This window comes from Alitibacter langaaensis DSM 22999 (genome assembly GCF_003096995.1).
Lineage (GTDB): Bacteria > Pseudomonadota > Gammaproteobacteria > Enterobacterales > Pasteurellaceae > Exercitatus > Exercitatus langaaensis.
On sequence record NZ_QENU01000007.1, the window covers coordinates 1 to 18,119 of the forward strand.

General features: G+C 40.0%; 19 protein-coding genes and 1 pseudogene. 8 read left to right on the top strand and 12 right to left on the bottom strand.

All coding sequences use genetic code 11. The features are described from left to right. Window positions 1-101: pseudogene (locus C8D76_RS05840) on the bottom strand (IS1595 family transposase); the annotation flags it as partial. Window positions 102-453: 352 nt separating this feature from the next. Here C8D76_RS05840 and C8D76_RS05850 point away from each other — a divergent pair. Both C8D76_RS05850 and C8D76_RS05855 read left to right on the top strand, forming a co-directional pair. Continuing rightward, window positions 454-1,215: an HNH endonuclease gene (locus C8D76_RS05850; RefSeq protein WP_165814350.1), complete on the top strand. Its 762-nt coding sequence runs from the start codon at window positions 454-456 to the stop codon at window positions 1,213-1,215. Continuing rightward, on the top strand, window positions 1,212-2,660 hold the full coding sequence (locus tag C8D76_RS05855; RefSeq protein ID WP_116631860.1) for a DNA cytosine methyltransferase: 1,449 nt from the start codon (window positions 1,212-1,214) through the stop codon (window positions 2,658-2,660). The genes C8D76_RS05850 and C8D76_RS05855 overlap by 4 nt, the downstream gene beginning before the upstream one ends. Window positions 2,661-2,863: 203 nt before the next feature. On the opposite strand, the gene C8D76_RS05860 is transcribed toward C8D76_RS05855, so the two are convergent. The 6 genes from C8D76_RS05860 to artP form a co-directional block, all read right to left on the bottom strand. Continuing rightward, window positions 2,864-3,319: a surface-adhesin E family protein gene (locus C8D76_RS05860; RefSeq protein ID WP_116631861.1), complete on the bottom strand. Its 456-nt coding sequence runs from the start codon at window positions 3,317-3,319 to the stop codon at window positions 2,864-2,866. Between the two features lie 117 nt (window positions 3,320-3,436). Continuing rightward, complete coding sequence (locus C8D76_RS05865; protein WP_116631862.1) at window positions 3,437-4,087, bottom strand: HAD family hydrolase; 651 nt, start codon at window positions 4,085-4,087, stop codon at window positions 3,437-3,439. A gap of 118 nt (window positions 4,088-4,205) precedes the next feature. Continuing rightward, window positions 4,206-4,892, bottom strand: coding sequence for an arginine ABC transporter permease ArtM (artM, locus tag C8D76_RS05870; protein ID WP_116631863.1), 687 nt, complete (start codon window positions 4,890-4,892; stop codon window positions 4,206-4,208). Further along, window positions 4,892-5,563: an arginine ABC transporter permease ArtQ gene (gene artQ, locus C8D76_RS05875; RefSeq protein ID WP_116631864.1), complete on the bottom strand. Its 672-nt coding sequence runs from the start codon at window positions 5,561-5,563 to the stop codon at window positions 4,892-4,894. Before artQ ends, artM begins: the two co-directional genes overlap by 1 nt. Before the next feature lie 3 nt (window positions 5,564-5,566). Further along, on the bottom strand, window positions 5,567-6,289 hold the full coding sequence (locus C8D76_RS05880) for a lysine/arginine/ornithine ABC transporter substrate-binding protein (RefSeq protein WP_116631865.1): 723 nt from the start codon (window positions 6,287-6,289) through the stop codon (window positions 5,567-5,569). Window positions 6,290-6,298: 9 nt separating this feature from the next. Further along, window positions 6,299-7,033 carry an arginine ABC transporter ATP-binding protein ArtP gene (gene artP / locus C8D76_RS05885; RefSeq protein WP_116631866.1) on the bottom strand — a complete coding sequence of 245 codons (735 nt, stop codon included), beginning with the start codon at window positions 7,031-7,033 and terminating at the stop codon, window positions 6,299-6,301. Between the two features lie 242 nt (window positions 7,034-7,275). On the opposite strand from artP, the gene rlmN reads away from it, so the two are divergent. From rlmN to C8D76_RS05915, 6 genes are all read left to right on the top strand, one after another. Further along, a complete protein-coding gene (gene rlmN, locus C8D76_RS05890) occupies window positions 7,276-8,391 on the top strand; it encodes a dual-specificity RNA methyltransferase RlmN (RefSeq protein WP_423802748.1) in 1,116 nt (371 codons plus the stop codon). A gap of 41 nt (window positions 8,392-8,432) precedes the next feature. Beyond that, a complete protein-coding gene (gene pilW, locus C8D76_RS05895; RefSeq protein WP_116631867.1) occupies window positions 8,433-8,984 on the top strand; it encodes a type IV pilus biogenesis/stability protein PilW in 552 nt (183 codons plus the stop codon). 97 nt (window positions 8,985-9,081) lie between these two features. Then, window positions 9,082-10,050 carry a RodZ domain-containing protein gene (locus C8D76_RS05900; RefSeq protein ID WP_116631868.1) on the top strand — a complete coding sequence of 323 codons (969 nt, stop codon included), beginning with the start codon at window positions 9,082-9,084 and terminating at the stop codon, window positions 10,048-10,050. Between the two features lie 5 nt (window positions 10,051-10,055). Further along, window positions 10,056-11,168: a flavodoxin-dependent (E)-4-hydroxy-3-methylbut-2-enyl-diphosphate synthase gene (gene ispG / locus C8D76_RS05905; RefSeq protein WP_116631869.1), complete on the top strand. Its 1,113-nt coding sequence runs from the start codon at window positions 10,056-10,058 to the stop codon at window positions 11,166-11,168. A 51-nt stretch (window positions 11,169-11,219) separates the two neighbouring features. Next, entirely contained in the window at window positions 11,220-12,491 is a 1,272-nt protein-coding gene (gene hisS / locus C8D76_RS05910) for a histidine--tRNA ligase (RefSeq protein WP_116631870.1), read from the top strand. A 10-nt stretch (window positions 12,492-12,501) separates the two neighbouring features. Continuing rightward, window positions 12,502-13,113, top strand: coding sequence for a YfgM family protein (locus C8D76_RS05915; protein WP_116631871.1), 612 nt, complete (start codon window positions 12,502-12,504; stop codon window positions 13,111-13,113). A 172-nt stretch (window positions 13,114-13,285) separates the two neighbouring features. Here C8D76_RS05915 and C8D76_RS05920 read toward each other — a convergent pair whose 3' ends face one another. The 5 genes from C8D76_RS05920 to C8D76_RS05940 all read right to left on the bottom strand — a co-directional run bounded on the left by C8D76_RS05920 (window position 13,286) and on the right by C8D76_RS05940 (window position 18,118). Further along, on the bottom strand, window positions 13,286-14,452 hold the full coding sequence (locus C8D76_RS05920) for an amidohydrolase (protein ID WP_116631872.1): 1,167 nt from the start codon (window positions 14,450-14,452) through the stop codon (window positions 13,286-13,288). Then, on the bottom strand, window positions 14,449-15,783 hold the full coding sequence (locus C8D76_RS05925) for an MmgE/PrpD family protein (protein ID WP_116631873.1): 1,335 nt from the start codon (window positions 15,781-15,783) through the stop codon (window positions 14,449-14,451). Before C8D76_RS05925 ends, C8D76_RS05920 begins: the two co-directional genes overlap by 4 nt. Beyond that, window positions 15,783-16,535 carry an amino acid ABC transporter ATP-binding protein gene (locus C8D76_RS05930; RefSeq protein ID WP_116631945.1) on the bottom strand — a complete coding sequence of 251 codons (753 nt, stop codon included), beginning with the start codon at window positions 16,533-16,535 and terminating at the stop codon, window positions 15,783-15,785. The genes C8D76_RS05925 and C8D76_RS05930 overlap by 1 nt, the downstream gene beginning before the upstream one ends. Before the next feature lie 15 nt (window positions 16,536-16,550). Continuing rightward, a complete protein-coding gene (locus C8D76_RS05935) occupies window positions 16,551-17,222 on the bottom strand; it encodes an amino acid ABC transporter permease (protein WP_116631874.1) in 672 nt (223 codons plus the stop codon). A 92-nt stretch (window positions 17,223-17,314) separates the two neighbouring features. Next, window positions 17,315-18,118, bottom strand: a complete 804-nt coding sequence (locus C8D76_RS05940; protein ID WP_116631875.1) for an amino acid ABC transporter substrate-binding protein — start codon at window positions 18,116-18,118, stop codon at window positions 17,315-17,317. Between the last annotated feature and the right edge of the window lies 1 nt (window position 18,119).

An 18,119-nucleotide genomic window follows, 5' to 3' on the forward strand; every position in this document is an offset into this window, starting at 1 on the left:
CCAAGTAAATCTGCAGCTGAGCGAGCCGTGACTTCTAGCACAAAAAATTCAAGTAATTTTCTCTGTATAGATTTCTTTAGTTTACAATGAGTTATATTCATTTTTGTAGATTAGCATAGTACCTAATCTACGTCAGCCCCTAATTGAATCTGCATATAAAAATAGCAAATATGCCCCTTATGAATTACATGAAACCATTTATCAGAAAAATAATCAATTATTGCAACAATATACAGGCTTGACTTTTAAATTAGTGGGAACCAAACATCAATTTTTTATCCAGTCATCAGCAAAGATGGAAGATTTTTTTCAAAACCTTTATCAGCGAATTATTCAAAAACGTTTTGAAAACACAAAACTAAATTCAGATGAATTTGAAAAAATGGTGCTATTAGCATTTTTGCTTTGCGTGGCAGCCCTGATTTCAAAATGAATTTTTATAGTTTAGGTTTATTGCGTTCAGTTATTCATCCGCAATATTTGGATAACTTATTTAAACTACTAACAAATTTACCAGATTTGCGTCAATTAAATCTTAATTTTCGCGAATTACAAGAACAATTTACCACTGGCGAGAATCAACGCAATACACAATTCAGAATTAATTTGCGCTATTTTTATGACAAAGTTGGTATAGATTTAGTACAAGTAAATTGTTTTAAATCAGATATTTTGAATAAAAACAAAGAATTGATTCTAAATAAAAATATTGCACAATCTGATAATCCTAACTTTATTGAACGCATGATTTTTTACACCAATAAAGTTTTCGGGCAGCATAAAACCAACCGAGAAATTGAACAACTTCGTAAAGAATTAGGTTTTGAATATGATTTAATCATTGATGATAAAATTAAACGTAATCAAGGAATTGTGCAATATGTTCGCGTATATTTTCCTGATGAGTGCGCAGCTTGCAAACAACAATATCCCATAGCTGACCGAAGTTTTAAATACCGAAATTCCGAACGTTATTACTTAGAAATTCATCATTGTATTAGTTTTTCTGCTGATAATACTTGTGACCAAATTGATAATTTAGTCAAACTTTGTCCTACTTGCCATCGTGCTTTAACCAAGAATCGTGCTGATGAGTCATATCAACAGCACTTAATTCGAAATATTTTTAAGAACTCGCCAAAGACTTATGAATTTTGTTTAAATTTTGCAGGCGAAAATCAAGTACTTGACTTTGTGTATAAGAGACTACGATGAAATTATTGGATTTATTTTGCGGTGCAGGTGGATTGTCATACGGCTTTGAACAAGCAGGTTTTGAAATTGCGCTGGGAGTAGATATAAATGCAGCAGCATTAGAGACATTTCAAAAAAACCATAGAAATACCCAGATTTTATGTGGGGATTTAACATCTGATGAACTAAAACAACAAATTATTAATCAAGCGAAACGATTAGACATCAGCGGTATTTTGGGCGGGCCACCTTGCCAAGGTTTTTCTATGAAAGGTAAAAAATTAGGCTTGAATGATGAGCGTAATTTTTTATTTCGTGAATATTTGAAAATTGTAGAAACAATTCAACCTGATTTTATTGTGATGGAAAATGTTAAAGCTTTGGTTAATACGGCAAATGGCTATTTTTTAGAACAAATTGAATCGGAATTGAAAAGATTAGGATTGCAACCTAAAATCAAGGTGTTAAATGCGCGAAATTTTGGTGTACCACAAAATCGCGAACGCGTATTTATTGTAGCAATGCGAAAACAAGCGTTTGATTTTAACAGGCTGCCTGAAACGTCAAAAGCCAGTATCACTGTTCGTGATGCAATTAGTGATTTGCATTTTTTAGCAAGTGGCAAGGGTGAATTTGAACAAGATTTCAGACTGCCTAAAAGCAGTGAATATCAATGTGAAATGCGTCAAAATGCGAAGAAATTGTTTAATCATCAGGCAACTAATCACAGTAAAATTGCATTGGATAAGTTAAAAATGATTCCACCCGAAGGTGATAAAAGCAGCCTACCCAAAGAATTGCACGGCAAACAACAATTTGTTCATCATATTATTACCGACCCGCCTTATTCTATTTCTGCGGAAAATCAATTTCACACAATGAAGAATCCGCGTCAAGGCGTAAATTTTGGCGAGTGGGATAGGAATTTTGACCCTACGGCATGGCTAGATGTGGCATTTCCAATTTTGGATATAAATGGCTCACTAATTATTTTTTGTTCATACAAATTTATTTCACATATTGGTAATAAAGTTGAACAATTAGGTGGCGTAGTAAAAGATATTTTAGTTTGGCAAAAAGCTAATCCAATGCCACGTAATATTAACCGTCGTTATGTACAAGATATGGAATTTGCGATTTGGGCGGTTAAGAGTAAACGTAGCAAATGGGTATTTAATAAACCTGATGGTGTGCCTTATCAACGTGCTTTTTTCAAAACACCTACTTTATTAGGCAAAGAACGCACTGCACACCCTACACAAAAACCAGTGTCGCTAATGAAAGATATTATCCAAATTCATACAAATTCTAATGAACTAATTTTTGATCCATTTATGGGAGTTGGATCCACTGGGGTAGCTAGTTTGATTTTGGAACGTCAATTTATTGGCTGTGAGCGTGAAAAAGATTGGTTTGAATTAGCTAGACAACGCCTAGTAAATTTGAATCTATTTCAGATAATTTGATAAAAAGTAAATACATGAATACTCTTTTGAGTATGTGGTAATCATTCTTACCGAATCTGAAATTATAGCAGAATATTGCGCTTGTTAACGAACTAACAGTATTAATTTAGTTATCCATTTTTATGAGTTACTGTAATCAATTCTTTTATGAATTTATTCCAAAATAAAAGCCAGTATTTAGCTGGCTTCTAATATTTATGCTATTACTTCATTATATTAACACAGATCACTTCACTTAATGTATAAAGCGAAGAGCCTGGTCTTAATTTTATGGTATATGTACGTTGTTTTTTGGCAGTAGAACGTTCTCCAGTTCCCCAAAAGTTAGAATAGTAATCCGTATTTAATTGGGTTAGTTGATAAGTTTTACAGTTAATGATTTTAGATTGGCGCATAGATTTTGCGTAAAGCTCTGGATCTTCGAAGTTATAAATGCCTTTCGTCATATTAATCACGGCATCAAAATGCACCAAATATTTTTTATCTGTTTCAGCCCAAACTGATGTGATATCCGCATAGTAATAGGCTCGTGGCGAAATTCTGAAATACCCTTGTGCTGTTTCTTGTGGCGGTTGAAGTGGGATATTAGGTTTTCGTTGTTCAATCGTAGTACAACTTGATAATAAGATTACAAAAAGGGCTACAATATATTTTTTCATGGATAGCTCCTTAAACCATAAAACTCGGTTGGTTAATTAAGGTCTATTTCATTGTGGCACAAAGTGTAACCCTTTTGAACTATTTATTTAGTGATAAATGTGATCGCCGTCTCATTTTTATAATTCACTTTTTAAAATAGCTAATACATCATTTAATGTTGCCACACGTTTATCCGCAATAGCGAATCGATCATTGTTATGGTTAGGGTTTACTATAAATGTGCGTATATTGGCGGCTTTGGCGGCAATGAGCCCTGTCACACTATCTTCAATAATGACGCATTCTCGAACTGAAGCGGCTAATTTTTTGACCGCACTTAAATAGACGGCAGGGTGGGGTTTAGCAAGTTCCTCATCGGCAGCTGTGCATTGAATGGGAAAATAATCCCACAGTTTCAGTTTATCAAAAACAGCTTGAATAACTTGGCGATTTGATGATGTGGCAAGTGCAAGCTGAATCTGCTTTGATTTTAAAAAGTCTAATAATTCATAGAGCCCTGCCATTGGTTTGCCTTCCGCTGTGATGCGCAAACAAACTGTTTGTATAATTTCCTCTTTTAGAGCGGCAGGGGTAATATCGAGATGAAACATATCTATCCAAATGACGGCAAGTTCATCAACTCTCACACCGCGGGTGTACTTCTCACAATCATCGTCTGTAATGTTGATGCCATAGCGTGCAAGAATGGAGATTTGCGCCTCTGCCCAAAATGGCTCGCTATCAATTAGCACGCCATCCATATCGAAAATCACATTTTTAATTGTCATAGAACCTCTCTTATCGTTTATTCCATTATTCTAGCATTGTCCGCTGCAAAAAATAGTCCAAATTTGACCGTACTTTGTAATAAAAAAGCGACCTGATTGCTCAAGTCGCTTGTATTATTTATGCGGCTTTTTCGACTTCTAACCGCTCGAAAGAAAGCACTTTAGTTTCTAACTTGCGTAAGAGCAAGGTGGTAATGCCTGTAATGATGAGATAAATCAAACCCGCAATACTGTAAATCGTTAGTGCATCGTATTCGGTACCATATAACTGTCTTGCATAGCCCATAATATCTAAAATTGTAATGGTAGAAGCAAGGGATGTGCCTTTAAATACCAAAATAATTTCATTGCTATAAGATGGCAATGCACGGCGTAAAGCGTAAGGGATTAAGATTTTTAAGGTTTGTAAACGGCTCAATCCTAAGGCAGCGCAACTTTCCCATTGTCCTTTTGGAATGGCTTTCACCGCACCGTGGAAGAGCTGCGTTGAATACGCCGCACTGTTTAACGCTAAGGCTAACATCGCACAGAACCAAGCATTGGAAAGTAATCCCCACATAGGGCTGTCAACAATCCATTGGAATTGCCCAGGGCCTGAATAGATTAAGAAGAACTGTACCAACAAAGGTGTGCCAGTGAATAAAATAATGAAAATTTTGACCGCACTTTTCGCTATTTTGTTATTCATTGATAACAAAAATGTGAAGAATACCGCTAAGATAAAAGCAAAAAATAAGGCAACAGCCGTCAAGCCTAAACTAGTTGGTATACCTTGTGCTATGACTTTAAGATATTCGTAAAACATTAGCGAACTCCTCGTTCAAAGCGAGTAAAGCGCAATTCTAACTTGCGGATAAATACTTGGCTGATCAAGGTAATGACCAGATAAACCAATGCCGCGAACCCATACCAAGTGAATGGCTGATGGGTATTGGTATTGATAAGTTCAGCTTGACGCATTAAATCGCTGACGCCAATTAAAGAAATTAATGCCGTGTCTTTGAGTAAAACCAGCCATTGATTACTTAGCCCTGGTAAGGCATGACGCCATACTTGAGGCATGATGACGCGCAAAAAAGTATGCCCACGGCTTAAGCCTAAAGCAGCGGCGCTTTCCCATTGTCCAAGTGGAATTGCTTGAATTGCACCGCGTAGCGATTGCGACGCATAGGCGGCGAAGATGAGCGACAACGCAGTGACACCACAAGCAAAAGCACTAAATTCCACATATTCCCCCGTGAGTTTTTCGACTAACTCAGTTGCCCCGAAATAGATCAGAAATACCACAATAATTTCGGGCAAGCCTCGTAATAAAGCGATAGCGACAGAAACGGGTTTGCGGATACAGGTAAATTTGCTGGTTTCTAGCACCACGAAAATCATCGACAGAATTAAGCCGACGATTAGCGAAGAAACCGCAAGCCCTAATGTCATTAAGGTTGCGGATTTCATTAAAGGAAGATATTCAAAGAACATAAATTACTTCGCGGTCATCCATTTATCATAAATTTTTTGATATTCACCACTTGCTTTGATCGCAGCTAAGCCTTTATTTAGATCTGCCACTAAGTCTTTATTCGCTTTATTCACAGCAATGCCTAAACCGTTACCAAAGTATTTTTGATTGGTTACTTTTTCCCCCACAAAACCTAGACTTGCTTCTTTCGTGAGCATATCTGCGAGCACAGCAGTATCACCAAAAATAATATCGATACGCCCATTTTTTAGATCAAGAATTGCATCTTGCAAAGAGGCATAAGCTTTGGGTGTATATTGAGAGGCTTCTGCAACAATATATTGTTGGAAGGTTGTGCCGTTTTGCACACCAATATTTTTCGCTGTGGTTAAATCAGCTTTTCCTTTAACCGCGATAAAACTCGCTGAACTGTCATAATAAGGATCGCTGAATAAGACTTGTTTAGCACGCGCTTCTGTAATATCCATAGCAGAAATCGCCGCATCAATACGTTTTTGTTTAATCGCTTGCACCAAACCATCAAACGCTTGACTTGAGAATGAGCAGTTTGCCTGAATTTCTTTACAAATTGCTGTGGCGATATCCACATCGAAACCGATAATTTCGCCTTTCTCATTGGTTAATTCAAATGGCGGATAGCTTGGCTCCGTACCGAAGTGAATATCACGCGCTTGTGCGCTAAATGCTGTTGTTGCTAAAAGTGCGGTTAAAAGTAATTTTTTCATGTTGCCACCTTATTCTGAGTGAGATAAATATTGTTTAAATTGTTCTGTTTGCGGGTGCTCAAAGCAGCTTGCATCGCCCATTTCTACAATGCGACCTTGTTCCATATACACCACTTTGGTTGCCACTTTGCGCGCCATAGCCACTTCATGCGTCACGATGACTTGGGTAATGCCCGTTTCTTTTAATTCCTGAATAATGGAGATAATTTGCGCAGTGATCTCAGGATCGAGCGCAGCCGTTGGTTCATCAAATAATAAAACTTGTGGTTTCATCATTAGCGCACGGGCAATGGCGACACGTTGTTGCTGACCGCCTGAAAGCTGTAAAGGAAAACGCTCAGCGTGTTGTTCTAAACGTAAGCGAGCCAATAATTCCAACGCCTGTTTTTTAGCTTCACTTTCGCTTAAGCCTAAGATTTTCATCGGTGCTTCAATTAAATTTTCAAGCACGGTGAAATGCGGCCACAAATTATATTGCTGAAATACCATGCCCACGTTTTGGCGTAATTGACGAATTTTTTTCGGATCGGTGTTTTCCGACAAATCAAAGGTTGTGTGAGCAATATCAAGCTGCCCTGATTTTGGCACTTCCAATAAATTCAAGGTACGAATTAAGGTACTTTTGCCCGCGCCGCTAGGGCCGAGTAATACAACAGTATCGCCATCTTCAGCGGTTAAATTAATGTCAAATAACGCTTGCGATGAGCCATAAAAGAAATTGAGATTTTTAACACTAATGGTCATGGTAAAATTTATGTTATGAAAGAAGAAAAATTGCAAACATATTAATGTTTTTTGCATAAGTATGCAATATGAAAAGAGATTTACGCATAAAAAATCGTATGAAATTATTTTCGTGATCTGTGTTCCAAAAAAGTGCGGTCAAACTTGGCGGAGTTTTGAAATATTGATAGATTATTTAGCCTGAAATCTGTACAATCGCCGCCTATTTATGAATGCTGCAAGGTGTAATAACGAGGCAAACGATGTCAGAAAAAATTAATTTAATGAATTTGACGCGCCAACAAATGCGCGAGTTTTTTAAGGAATTAGGCGAAAAGCCATTTCGAGCGGATCAATTAGTCAAGTGGATTTATCATTTTGGCGAAGATAATTTCGACAATATGACGAATATTAACAAGCAGCTGCGTGAAAAATTAAAAGCCGTCGCAGAAATCAAAGCGCCAGAAGTGGCGGTAGAACAGCGTTCAAGTGATGGTACGATTAAATGGGCAATGCAAGTTGGCGATCAACAAGTAGAAACAGTGTATATTCCCGAAGCGGATCGTGCGACATTGTGTGTGTCATCACAAGTGGGCTGTGCGTTGGCTTGTACTTTTTGTTCCACTGCGCAACAAGGTTTTAACCGTAACTTAACGGTATCTGAAATTATTGGGCAAGTTTGGCGCGCTTCAAAAATTATTGGTAATTTTGGCGTAACAGGCGTACGCCCGATCACCAACGTGGTAATGATGGGCATGGGCGAGCCTTTACTCAATGTGGCAAATGTTGTGCCTGCGATGGAAATTATGTTAGATGATTTCGCTTACGGCTTATCAAAACGCCGTGTAACCCTTTCCACATCGGGAGTGGTGCCTGCCTTAGATAAGCTGCCTGAGATGATTGATGTTGCATTGGCGATTTCATTGCACGCGCCGAATGATGAATTGCGTAATGAAATTGTGCCAATTAACCGTAAATATAATATTAAAATGCTGATGGATAGCGTGCATCGTTATTTAAGCGTGTCTAATGCGAATCACGGCAAAGTTACTATTGAATATGTGTTATTAGATCATGTGAATGACGGCACGGAACACGCTCACCAATTAGCCGAAGTGTTGAAAAATACGCCATGTAAAATTAATTTAATTCCATGGAATCCGTTCCCCGATGCGCCTTATGCGAAAAGCTCAAACAGCCGTGTCGATCGCTTCCAAAAAACTTTAATGGAATATGGTTTTACTGTTATTGTGCGCAAAACCCGTGGGGATGACATTGATGCCGCTTGTGGGCAGTTGGCTGGCGAGGTGATTGATCGCACCAAGCGCACGGCACAGAAAAAACAATTCGGGCAAGGTATTGATATTGCCGTACGTTAGTCTTTATTAACGCTAAAGTGCGGTTAAATTTAAGGAAATTTATGCAATTTAAAAAACTCACGCAAATTCGACCGCACTTTTTGTTTATTTTGTTCTTGAGTGCTTGTGTTTCCTCTGGACATAACGCAGATTTTGATCGCCAGCAAGCGGCAAAAGCGCGTGTTGAATTGGCGATTGGTTATCTAAATCAACAAGCGTGGTCGCAAGCGAAATTAAATCTTGATAAAGCCTTGAGCTATGCACCCGATTATTATTTGGTTCATTCTGCTTTTGCCTATTTTTATCAGCAACAGGGCGATGTAGAATTAGCCCAAAAGGCTTACATTAAAGCCATCGATTTAGATAAAAACCAAGGCGATGTGCATAATAACTACGGGGCATTTTTATGCTCTCAAGGGGAATTTGACAACGCTTATAGTCAATTCCAAGCGGCGTTAGCCTCTCCGCAATATTATCAACAAGCGGATACTTATGAAAATCTCGTGCTTTGCGCATATTCACAAAATAATCTTGCGCGTGCCCAAGAAAATCTCCTTCAATTAGAAAAAATCTCACCACAACGTGCTGCCCAGTTAAAAAGTATGCTCAAATAGCGGCTAATTTTATCAATTTAGGTAATAACGGTTGCAAAAGCCCCCTTTCAACTTTAAACTTTAGCGGATTTATTTTTTACTAAAGTTAGTATTATTTATGACCGATCAAGAATTCACATCAAGCACGCTCTCAGTAGGTGAACAATTCCGCCAAGCGCGTGAAAAATTAGGCTTAAGCCTTGACGAGGCTGCTCAAAAAGCAAATTTGCGGGCGAATATTTTGGAATACATTGAAAACAATGAATTTTCCCATAAAAAAATTCCCGCAACCTTTATGAAAGGCTATGTGCGTAGTTACGCAAAATTATTGAAATTACCCGAAAATGTCTGGACAAGCGCAGTCGGCAGTTTTGGCGATACGCCTAAACATGATTTTAATCGTACCACGCGGGCTGATCGCGTCACCAATCCCCATTCTCATCACCGTTGGGTGGGTTATTTAACCGCCTTTGTAGTAATTATTGCCTTAGGCATGACCACATTGTGGTGGTGGGAAAGTTATCAACAATCCAAAACAGAACGTGATAATTTAGTGCAGAGTTATACGCCAACAACAGTTGAAACAGAAACAGATTCTGCAGCGAATAGCAATATTCCTACTTTAGAAGTTTCGACCAATGGAGAAGGTACGCCTGCGCCAGTGAATGCGGAAAATTCTGAACAGCCTGCTGAATCTGCTGCGTCACAATCTGCGCCAGCGGAACAATCTACATCTGCGGGACTATCTGCGTTAGCAGAACAACCTGCATCGGCAGCGACCACTGAAACCGCTCAACCTGCAGCACCAAGTGCGGTGGAAAATTCGCAAGAAACTCAACCTGTTTCAGCAGTGAATGGCGACTTACAAATTGAAATCACCGATGCAACCAGTTGGATCAGCGTGAAAGATACGAATCGCAAAGTGCTTGCCCAAAAAGAATATAAAAAAGGTGAGATTTTAACATTCAATGCAGGGGCGCCTTATGCAGTGATTATCGGCGCGCCGGGCAATGTAAAAATTACCTATAAAGGTGAAAATTATCCGCTCAAAGTGGACGGACGTATTGCGAAATTTAAATTACAGTAAAAACGATGTCAGCATTTAAACCAACTATTAAACGTCGTGAATCGACAAAAATTTATGTAGGCAATGTGCCCATTGGTGGCGATGCCCCTATTGCCGTGCAGTCTATGACCAATACTCGCACGACAGATGTGGAAGCGACAGTAGCACAAATTAAAGCACTTGAGCGAGTGGGGGCAGATATTGTCCGCGTTTCAGTGCCAACAATGGAAGCGGCAGAAGCATTTAAGTTGATCAAGCAACAAACTAGTGTGCCGTTGGTGGCGGATATTCATTTTGATTATCGCATTGCCTTAAAGGTGGCGGAGTATGGCGTAGATTGCTTGCGTATTAATCCCGGCAATATTGGGCGTGAAGACCGTATTCGTGCGGTGGTGGATTGTGCGAAAGATAAAAATATCCCTATTCGCATCGGTATTAATGCGGGATCGCTGGAAAAAGATTTACAAGAAAAATATGGCGAGCCAACGCCTGAAGCTTTGCTTGAAAGTGCATTGCGCCATGTGGAAATTTTAGATCGCCTTAACTTTGACCAATTTAAAGTGAGCGTTAAAGCTTCAGATGTTTTTTTAGCGGTGGAAAGCTATCGTTTATTAGCCAAAGCCATTAAACACCCCTTGCATTTAGGCATTACCGAAGCAGGTGGTGCGCGCGCGGGCAGCGTTAAAAGTGCGGTCGGTTTGGGAATGCTTTTAGCTGAAGGGATCGGCGATACATTACGCATTTCTCTCGCCGCCGATCCAGTGGAAGAAGTCAAAGTCGGTTTTGATATTTTAAAATCCTTGCGTATTCGTTCCCGTGGCATTAACTTCATTGCCTGCCCAACCTGTTCTCGTCAAGAATTTGATGTGATCGGCACGGTAAACGCCCTAGAACAACGCCTTGAAGATATTACGACGCCAATGGATGTTTCTATTATTGGCTGTGTGGTGAATGGACCGGGCGAAGCCTTAGTTTCTGATTTAGGGGTGACAGGCGGCAATAAAAAAAGCGGTTATTATCTTGATGGCGAACGCCAAAAAGAGCGTTTTGATAACCAAGATATTATCGATCAATTAGAAGCCAAAATTCGTGCAAAAGTGGCGATGAAAGAGCAACGGATTGAAGTGTTCCCTGGTTAAATTTGTAGCGATAAACTGAACTGTTCGCTTATTGAACGAAAAGGATAAAAAGTGGCAAATATTATTAAAGCAATTCGCGGAATGAATGACACTGCACCAACTGAAACGCCCTTGTGGCAATGGGTTGAGGGCAAAGTGCGGTCAGTTTTGGCAAATTATGGTTATTCAGAAGTGCGTATGCCAATTGTGGAAAGCACGCCTTTATTTGCTCGTGCGATTGGTGAAGTGACCGATGTCGTCTCTAAAGAAATGTACACGTTCTGGGATAATGATGAACAATTAACCTTGCGCCCAGAAGGCACAGCAGGTTGTGTGCGTGCAGCCATCGAAAATGGCTGGAGCTATAACAATGAGCAACGTTTATGGTATATGGGACCAATGTTCCGCCATGAGCGACCACAAAAAGGGCGTTATCGCCAATTCCACCAAGCGGGTGTAGAAATTTTTGGTATTGCCAATCCAGAAATTGACGCGGAGTTAATTATTTTAACCGCGCGTCTATGGAAAGAATTAGGCATTGACAAAGATGTCACCTTGCAACTTAATTCTATTGGTTCTCTACAAGCGCGAGCGAATTACCGTTCTGCGCTAGTGGAATTTTTGCAAAATCACACCGTACTTTTAAGCGATGAAGAAAAAGAGCGCTTGGTCAAAAATCCATTGCGCATTTTGGATACGAAAAATCCCGAATTACAAAAAGTTCTCGATGACGCACCAAAATTATTGGATTATTTAGATGACGACAGCCGTGCGCATTTTGCCCAATTATGTGCGCTGCTAGACAGCGTAGGCATCGCTTATGAGATTAACCCGAAACTGGTACGCGGTTTGGATTACTACAACAAAACGGTATTTGAATGGGTAACAACCGCGCTAGGGGCGCAAGGCACAGTTTGTGGCGGTGGACGCTATGACGGCTTAGTGGAGCAACTTGGCGGGCACGCAACGCCGGGCGTTGGTTTTGCGATGGGCTTAGAGCGTTTAGTGCTGCTAGTGCAAGAAGTAAACAAAAACATTCAGCTGCCAAGTGCGGTTGATATTTATCTTGTTTTTGCAGGCGAAGGCACAACAGTGGCCGCATTCCAATTAGCGGAAAAACTTCGTTCAGAATTACCGCACTTGCGCATTATGACACATTGCTCAGGCGGAAATTTCAAAAAACAATTTAAACGTGCAGATAAAAGCGGCGCTAAATTTGCCCTTGTTGTAGGGGAAAGCGAAGTTCAAAATGGGCAAGTCGTAGTAAAAGATTTGCTTGGTGGTACAGAACAGCAAACTGTTGATATGGCAAATGTTGTAGCATATTTGCAAAATAAATTTTAAGGATTGAAAAATGGCATTAACGAGTTTTGAAGAACAAGAAATTAACGAAATTAAATCATGGTGGAGTGAAAACTACAAAACCATTATTGCAGTGTTAATCTTAGCATTGGCTGGCTCATGGGGTTGGCATTATTGGCAAGCGCACCAAGTGAATAAAGCGCAAGCAATGTCAACGGAATACGATAACATTATTTTGAGCAATCATTCGGTTGATATAAAAAATGCAGAAATTGATATTTTCGTAAAAGATAATAGCAAAACTGCTTATGCCACTTTAGCCTTACTCGAAAAAGCCAAAGTTGCCACCGAGGCGAAAGATTATTCGCTAGCGGCTACCGCATTACAGCAAGCGATACAGGAATCGCCCGATGAAATTCTCGCTTCTCTTGCGGCAATTCGTTTAGCAAATGTTCAAATTCAATTAAAAGATACCGATGCAGCGTTGGCTACATTAAACCAAGTGAAAGATCCTACTTGGGAAGCGCGCAAATTATTACTTATCGGCGACATTCAAGCGACTAAAGGCGATAAAACTGCTGCCCAAACAAGTTATGAGCAAGCACAGAAAAATTCCACCCCATTAGAACAACAATGGCTACAAGTGCGGTTAAATAATTTATAATTTTCAATGTATAGCAAAAGGCAAATCAATCAGGATTTGCCTTTTTTGTTAGCATTTTATTGCCATGAGCCTGATAAATTACTGATTCGATGTTAAAAGTGCGGTCAAAAATAGATAAATTTTTGTAAAATGAGCTAAGAAAAAAGGCTTGGATTTCCCAAGCCTTTGGTGTTTATTGCGCTTGTTTCGCTAAATATGCGAAAGCTAATTCAGCTAAATAATTAGCTGTTGGGAAGAGTGCTTTATCATCGACACGGAATTTCGGGTGGTGAAGTGCATATGGTCCGCCTGAACCTACCATTACAAATACTCCTGGAATTTCACGTTGATAGAAGGCAAAATCTTCACCAATAGGGCTTGCTTCCACTAATTTGGCTTCAAATCCATTTTCACGAGCGATATTGAGTGTAAAATCAACCCATTCTGGTGCATTCATCACTGATGGTGGGCCTGCGTGCCAGAAAAATTCAATCTCAGCAGCAAAGGCTGTTTTTACACCATTCACAATAGCTCGGAAACGTTGTTCAATTAGCTCGCGCACTTCTTGGCTAAATGTACGCACCGTGCCTTCAAGATACGCATTATCTGGGATAACATTCCATGTTGAGCCACTATGCACTTGAGTAATGGAAACTACCGCATTTTCGTGCGATGGTGAGTTACGGCTAATAATCGATTGCACCATATTAATTAAATGCGACAAGATAATAATTGGGTCATTACCATCATGAGGGCGTGCCGCGTGCGCGCCTTTGGCATTGATCTTGATCTCAAAACGATCCACACCCGCAGTTAAGGCGTTAGGCTTGGTGCCCAATGTTCCCACAGGTAAAGTAGGATCGTTGTGAATACCAAAAATAACTTCTACATCTTTCAGCACGCCCGTATTGACCACGTCAATCGCACCCAATCCCGTTTCTTCCGCGGCTTGGAATAAAATTCGTACCGTTCCTTGGAGTTCCGCTTGTTTGAGTTTTAATAAAATAGCGGCACCTAATGCGGCAGACATGTGGAAGTCATGCCCGCAAGCGTGCATACAGCCTGAATTTTTAGAAATGTAATCGACTTCCGCTTCTTCAAGAATAGGGAGCGCATCGATATCTGAACGTAACACAACCGTTTTTCCTGGTTTGCCACCTTTAATTTCAGCGACTAAGCCAGTTTTTAATGGTAGATCTAAAATGTCGATACCGTGTTTTTCTAATTCAGCACGCAATACTTTAGTTGTTTCAAATTCTTCATTTGAAAGCTCTGGGTGTTGATGACGCTCGCGGCGAAATGCCGTAAGAAAATCGGCGAGTTGTTGGTTGTCTTTAATAATGCTGTCTAATGTCTTCATAGTATGTCTTTGTATTGATTAATAAAATGATATAAATTGCTTTCCAATTTAAATGTTTGAAGCGATGCAAAAAAACGCTGACTTAAGTCATCATTTTGTATTGCATTCGCCAGTTTTTCATAAAGCTCTCGCTCAGAATAAGGTTTTTTCGGGCTGCCTTTGGGATGTTCGACACAATGTTGTAAAATCTCGCCATTTTTTAACCGCACTTTTACTGCACCAAAACGCTGTGAACTTTCGCCATAAGTGCGGTCAATTTTCTGCATTATTTTTTGTATATGCAGTGGTATGGGATTTGTCGTAAATGCGTGAGCATCTAAGGGTTCATTGCACAAAATTTTCGCCACAATATATTCAGCCGAGAAACGCCCTTTAACTTGAGTTTCTGGCTGAGTATAAATCAGCGCCGCATCGCCCTTGGGATTAAATTGTAGCTTGATTTTGTCAATTTCATCAGGATTGATTTGGGGCTGTAAAATGCTTGCGGCATCAGCCACCGTTGCTGCGGCGGAGCAAAAATTATAGGTTTTAAACCATAACCCGGGCTCAACGATTTTCCAACTTTGCCCCCAGTTCTGAATATCCAAAATGCTTTGAGCATTGCCATATACTGCCATAAATCCCATTTTTTCATCAAGAAAATCTGCTTGTGCAGTTAATCCATGTTTTAATATTTCTATGGTTTGAATAGCCGATTGTGCGGCTAAACCTGCGTGCAAAGGCTTAATTGGCGTCCCGAACATTAAGCGTAAACCTGCAGTTTGCGTAGCGGTTAAAGCTAGCGCTTGCTCAAGAAAATCATATTGATGTAAATAACAAATAGCCGCAACTGCGCCAATGCCGCCAAGGGTTCCAGTTGGATGAAAACCTTGATTATAATGCGTAGGGTTTAATGCCACACCCAAACGCGCCATAATTTCTACGCCTATCACATAAGCCGTGAGAAAGCGCTGGCTATTAAGTGCGGTCAAATTTTCCGATGTTTTTGCCATATTAATACTGGCGAAAAGTGCTGATAAAATAACCGCACTTGGATGCCCCCGCACTTCTGCGTGAACATCGTCATAATCAAGAAAATGCGCCTGAAAGCCATTAAATAATGCAGCTTGCCGCGCTGTGGCCGCTTGTTTTTGTCCAATTAGCCATGAAGTTGCATTGCCGCCCTCATCGGAAATCCATTGTTTAAGCTGTTGAATTTCTAATTCATTTTTCGATGTTAAAATGCAAGCGAAATAATCAGTGAGTGCTTGGGTAGCAATTGTTAGCACACGCTCATCAGTGATGAGCGGTGTTGTCATAATTTGTTGCACTAACGTTTTGGTTGCTGTCATTAGATATAAAATTCAATGGGATCGCCAAATTGACGCACAAAACGTTTTGTTTGTTCTTGTTGTGGTTGATCTATAACTTGTCTAGCAGGGCCTTGCTCAACAATATTGCCGCCAGCCATAAATACCACACGATCCGCCACATTTTTTGCGAACTCCATCTCATGGGTCACAATCACCATAGTGATTTTTTGTTTAGCGAGTTGCTGAATCACTTGTAACACTTCGTTCACACGCTCTGGATCTAACGCAGATGTGGGTTCATCAAACAATAATACTTTGGGTTTCACTGCAAGGGCACGAGCGATAGCAACGCGTTGTTGTTGTCCACCCGATAGCGTGATTGGATATTGGTGCGCCTGTTGTTCTAACCCAACTTGTTTGAGCAGTGATAAACCTAATGCTTTTGCCTCATTTTTATTTAGCCCTTGTGTCACAACAGGCGAAAGCGTAATGTTTTCAAGTGCGGTTTTATTTTTGAATAAATTATAACTTTGGAAAACCATTGCCGATTGATGACGTAGCGCGCTTTCTTCTTTGCGGCTATGCTGTTTTACATCAAGGGATACATCCGCAATGCTAATATGGCCACTATCGGGCTTTTCTAATAAATTTAGGCAGCGTAAAAGTGTGGATTTCCCCGAACCAGATGGGCCAATAATTGCAACCACTTCCCCTTCGTTAATAGTTAAATCAATTTCTTTCAACACAACATTGGAGCCAAAGGATTTTGTGAGTTTTTCGACTTTAATCATTTCCATTTTATTCTCCTAGCGTTTGTATGCGGCTGAAAGTTTGGTTTCAAGGATTTTTTGTCCCCAAGAATAGAGGATAACCACAAGCCAATAGACAATACCCACGGCAAGATAGGTTTCAAAGAATTTGTATGATTCTACGGTCATCAGTTTTGCTGCGGATAATAATTCGGGTACGCCGACGAAAAATGCCACTGAGGAATCTTTTAATAGGGAGATAAACATATTTCCTGTGCCAGGCAAGGCATTCACAAAGGCTTGTGGCAAGACCACATGACGATAAATCTGGATCTGGCTTAAACCCACTGCAATGCCCGCTTCTTTTTGACCTGCATCGACAGATTCTAATGCGGCGCGGAAAATTTCAGCTAAATAAGCGGAATATTTTAAGGCAAAACAAATAATGGCTGCTGTTAGCGCAGGCACGCCCACCATCGCAGGCACGATTTGGGGCGAACCATAATAGACTAAAAATAATAAGACAACCGATGGCATACTGCGAAATAAAGAAATATAAACGGCAAGTATTTGATCGATAATGGCATAGCGTTGTATGCGAATAAGCGCGATGCATAAGCCAAAAATAATGGCGACTAAAATTGATACCACTGAAATTAATAATGTGGTTGGTAAATAGCCAATAATTTCAGGAAATACGCTTAGAAAATAAGAAAAATCAAAGTTCATAAATTGTCCTGTAGGGTGCGCTTGCCCACGCACTGAATCTAAATAAAATGGTGCGTTAGTAAACGCACCCTACAAAAGCGATCATTACAAAATTACTGCTCTGGCGTGGTAATATCCGCACCATAGTATTTTTCAGAAAGGGCTTTGATTGTGCCGTTTTCTTTCAATTTTGTGATGACTTGGTCGAATTCATTACGCAATTTTTCGCCTTGTTCTGTTTTGGCGAAAGCAAAGCCGACTTCTTCAATGACCAACGGTTTATCAACTAATTTAAATGGAAGATTACCACGTTTAATTTCAGCCAATAAAATTGGTTTTGAGTTAATGTAGCCGTCCACACGTTTAAATTCTAAATCTTTCATCGCCCCATCACGCGTTTCGTAAGTTTTTACGTTCACTTCTTTGTTAGGGAATTGTTTTTCTAGGTTTTTAATATGGTTTGAGCCTAATACGCCAGAAATCGTTTTGCCGTGTAAATCCGCAAAGGTATTGATATCTTTGTTATCAATGTGCGTCACAATTTGGCTACCATAATAGCTATACGGCTGTGTGAAGTTATATTTGGCTTTACGAGCTTCAGTCATGGCAACAGCATTGGCTACGGTGTCTAAACGGCCCGCATCTAATTGCCCCATTAAGCCAGCAAATTCTGCTGTTGTCCATTCCACTTTATAGCCTAATTCTTTGGCGATGGCTTCCGCAGTTTCTACATCAAAGCCGACTAATTTTCCGTCTTGTTTAAAGCCATTAGGGTAACTTTGCCCTGTTGTGCCAATGCGTAAAACTTTTTCAGCACCTGTCGTGTCAGCTTGATTAGCTGCTTGCTTTTCACCACAGCCAAATAAGGCGATAGAGCTGAAAAGTGCGGTCAAAATAGTAAGAGTTTTTAATTTCATA

Coding starts and splice junctions, on each gene's coding strand:
- C8D76_RS05855 (WP_116631860.1), top strand. CDS start 1,212: ATGAAATTATTGGATTTATTTTGCGGTGCAGGTGGATTGTCATACGGC.
- C8D76_RS05860 (WP_116631861.1), bottom strand. CDS start 3,319: ATGAAAAAATATATTGTAGCCCTTTTTGTAATCTTATTATCAAGTTGT.
- C8D76_RS05865 (WP_116631862.1), bottom strand. CDS start 4,087: ATGACAATTAAAAATGTGATTTTCGATATGGATGGCGTGCTAATTGAT.
- artM (WP_116631863.1), bottom strand. CDS start 4,892: ATGTTTTACGAATATCTTAAAGTCATAGCACAAGGTATACCAACTAGT.
- artQ (WP_116631864.1), bottom strand. CDS start 5,563: ATGTTCTTTGAATATCTTCCTTTAATGAAATCCGCAACCTTAATGACA.
- C8D76_RS05880 (WP_116631865.1), bottom strand. CDS start 6,289: ATGAAAAAATTACTTTTAACCGCACTTTTAGCAACAACAGCATTTAGC.
- artP (WP_116631866.1), bottom strand. CDS start 7,033: ATGACCATTAGTGTTAAAAATCTCAATTTCTTTTATGGCTCATCGCAA.
- rlmN (WP_423802748.1), top strand. CDS start 7,276: ATGTCAGAAAAAATTAATTTAATGAATTTGACGCGCCAACAAATGCGC.
- pilW (WP_116631867.1), top strand. CDS start 8,433: ATGCAATTTAAAAAACTCACGCAAATTCGACCGCACTTTTTGTTTATT.
- C8D76_RS05900 (WP_116631868.1), top strand. CDS start 9,082: ATGACCGATCAAGAATTCACATCAAGCACGCTCTCAGTAGGTGAACAA.
- ispG (WP_116631869.1), top strand. CDS start 10,056: ATGTCAGCATTTAAACCAACTATTAAACGTCGTGAATCGACAAAAATT.
- C8D76_RS05915 (WP_116631871.1), top strand. CDS start 12,502: ATGGCATTAACGAGTTTTGAAGAACAAGAAATTAACGAAATTAAATCA.
- C8D76_RS05920 (WP_116631872.1), bottom strand. CDS start 14,452: ATGAAGACATTAGACAGCATTATTAAAGACAACCAACAACTCGCCGAT.
- C8D76_RS05925 (WP_116631873.1), bottom strand. CDS start 15,783: ATGACAGCAACCAAAACGTTAGTGCAACAAATTATGACAACACCGCTC.
- C8D76_RS05930 (WP_116631945.1), bottom strand. CDS start 16,535: ATGATTAAAGTCGAAAAACTCACAAAATCCTTTGGCTCCAATGTTGTG.
- C8D76_RS05935 (WP_116631874.1), bottom strand. CDS start 17,222: ATGAACTTTGATTTTTCTTATTTTCTAAGCGTATTTCCTGAAATTATT.
- C8D76_RS05940 (WP_116631875.1), bottom strand. CDS start 18,118: ATGAAATTAAAAACTCTTACTATTTTGACCGCACTTTTCAGCTCTATC.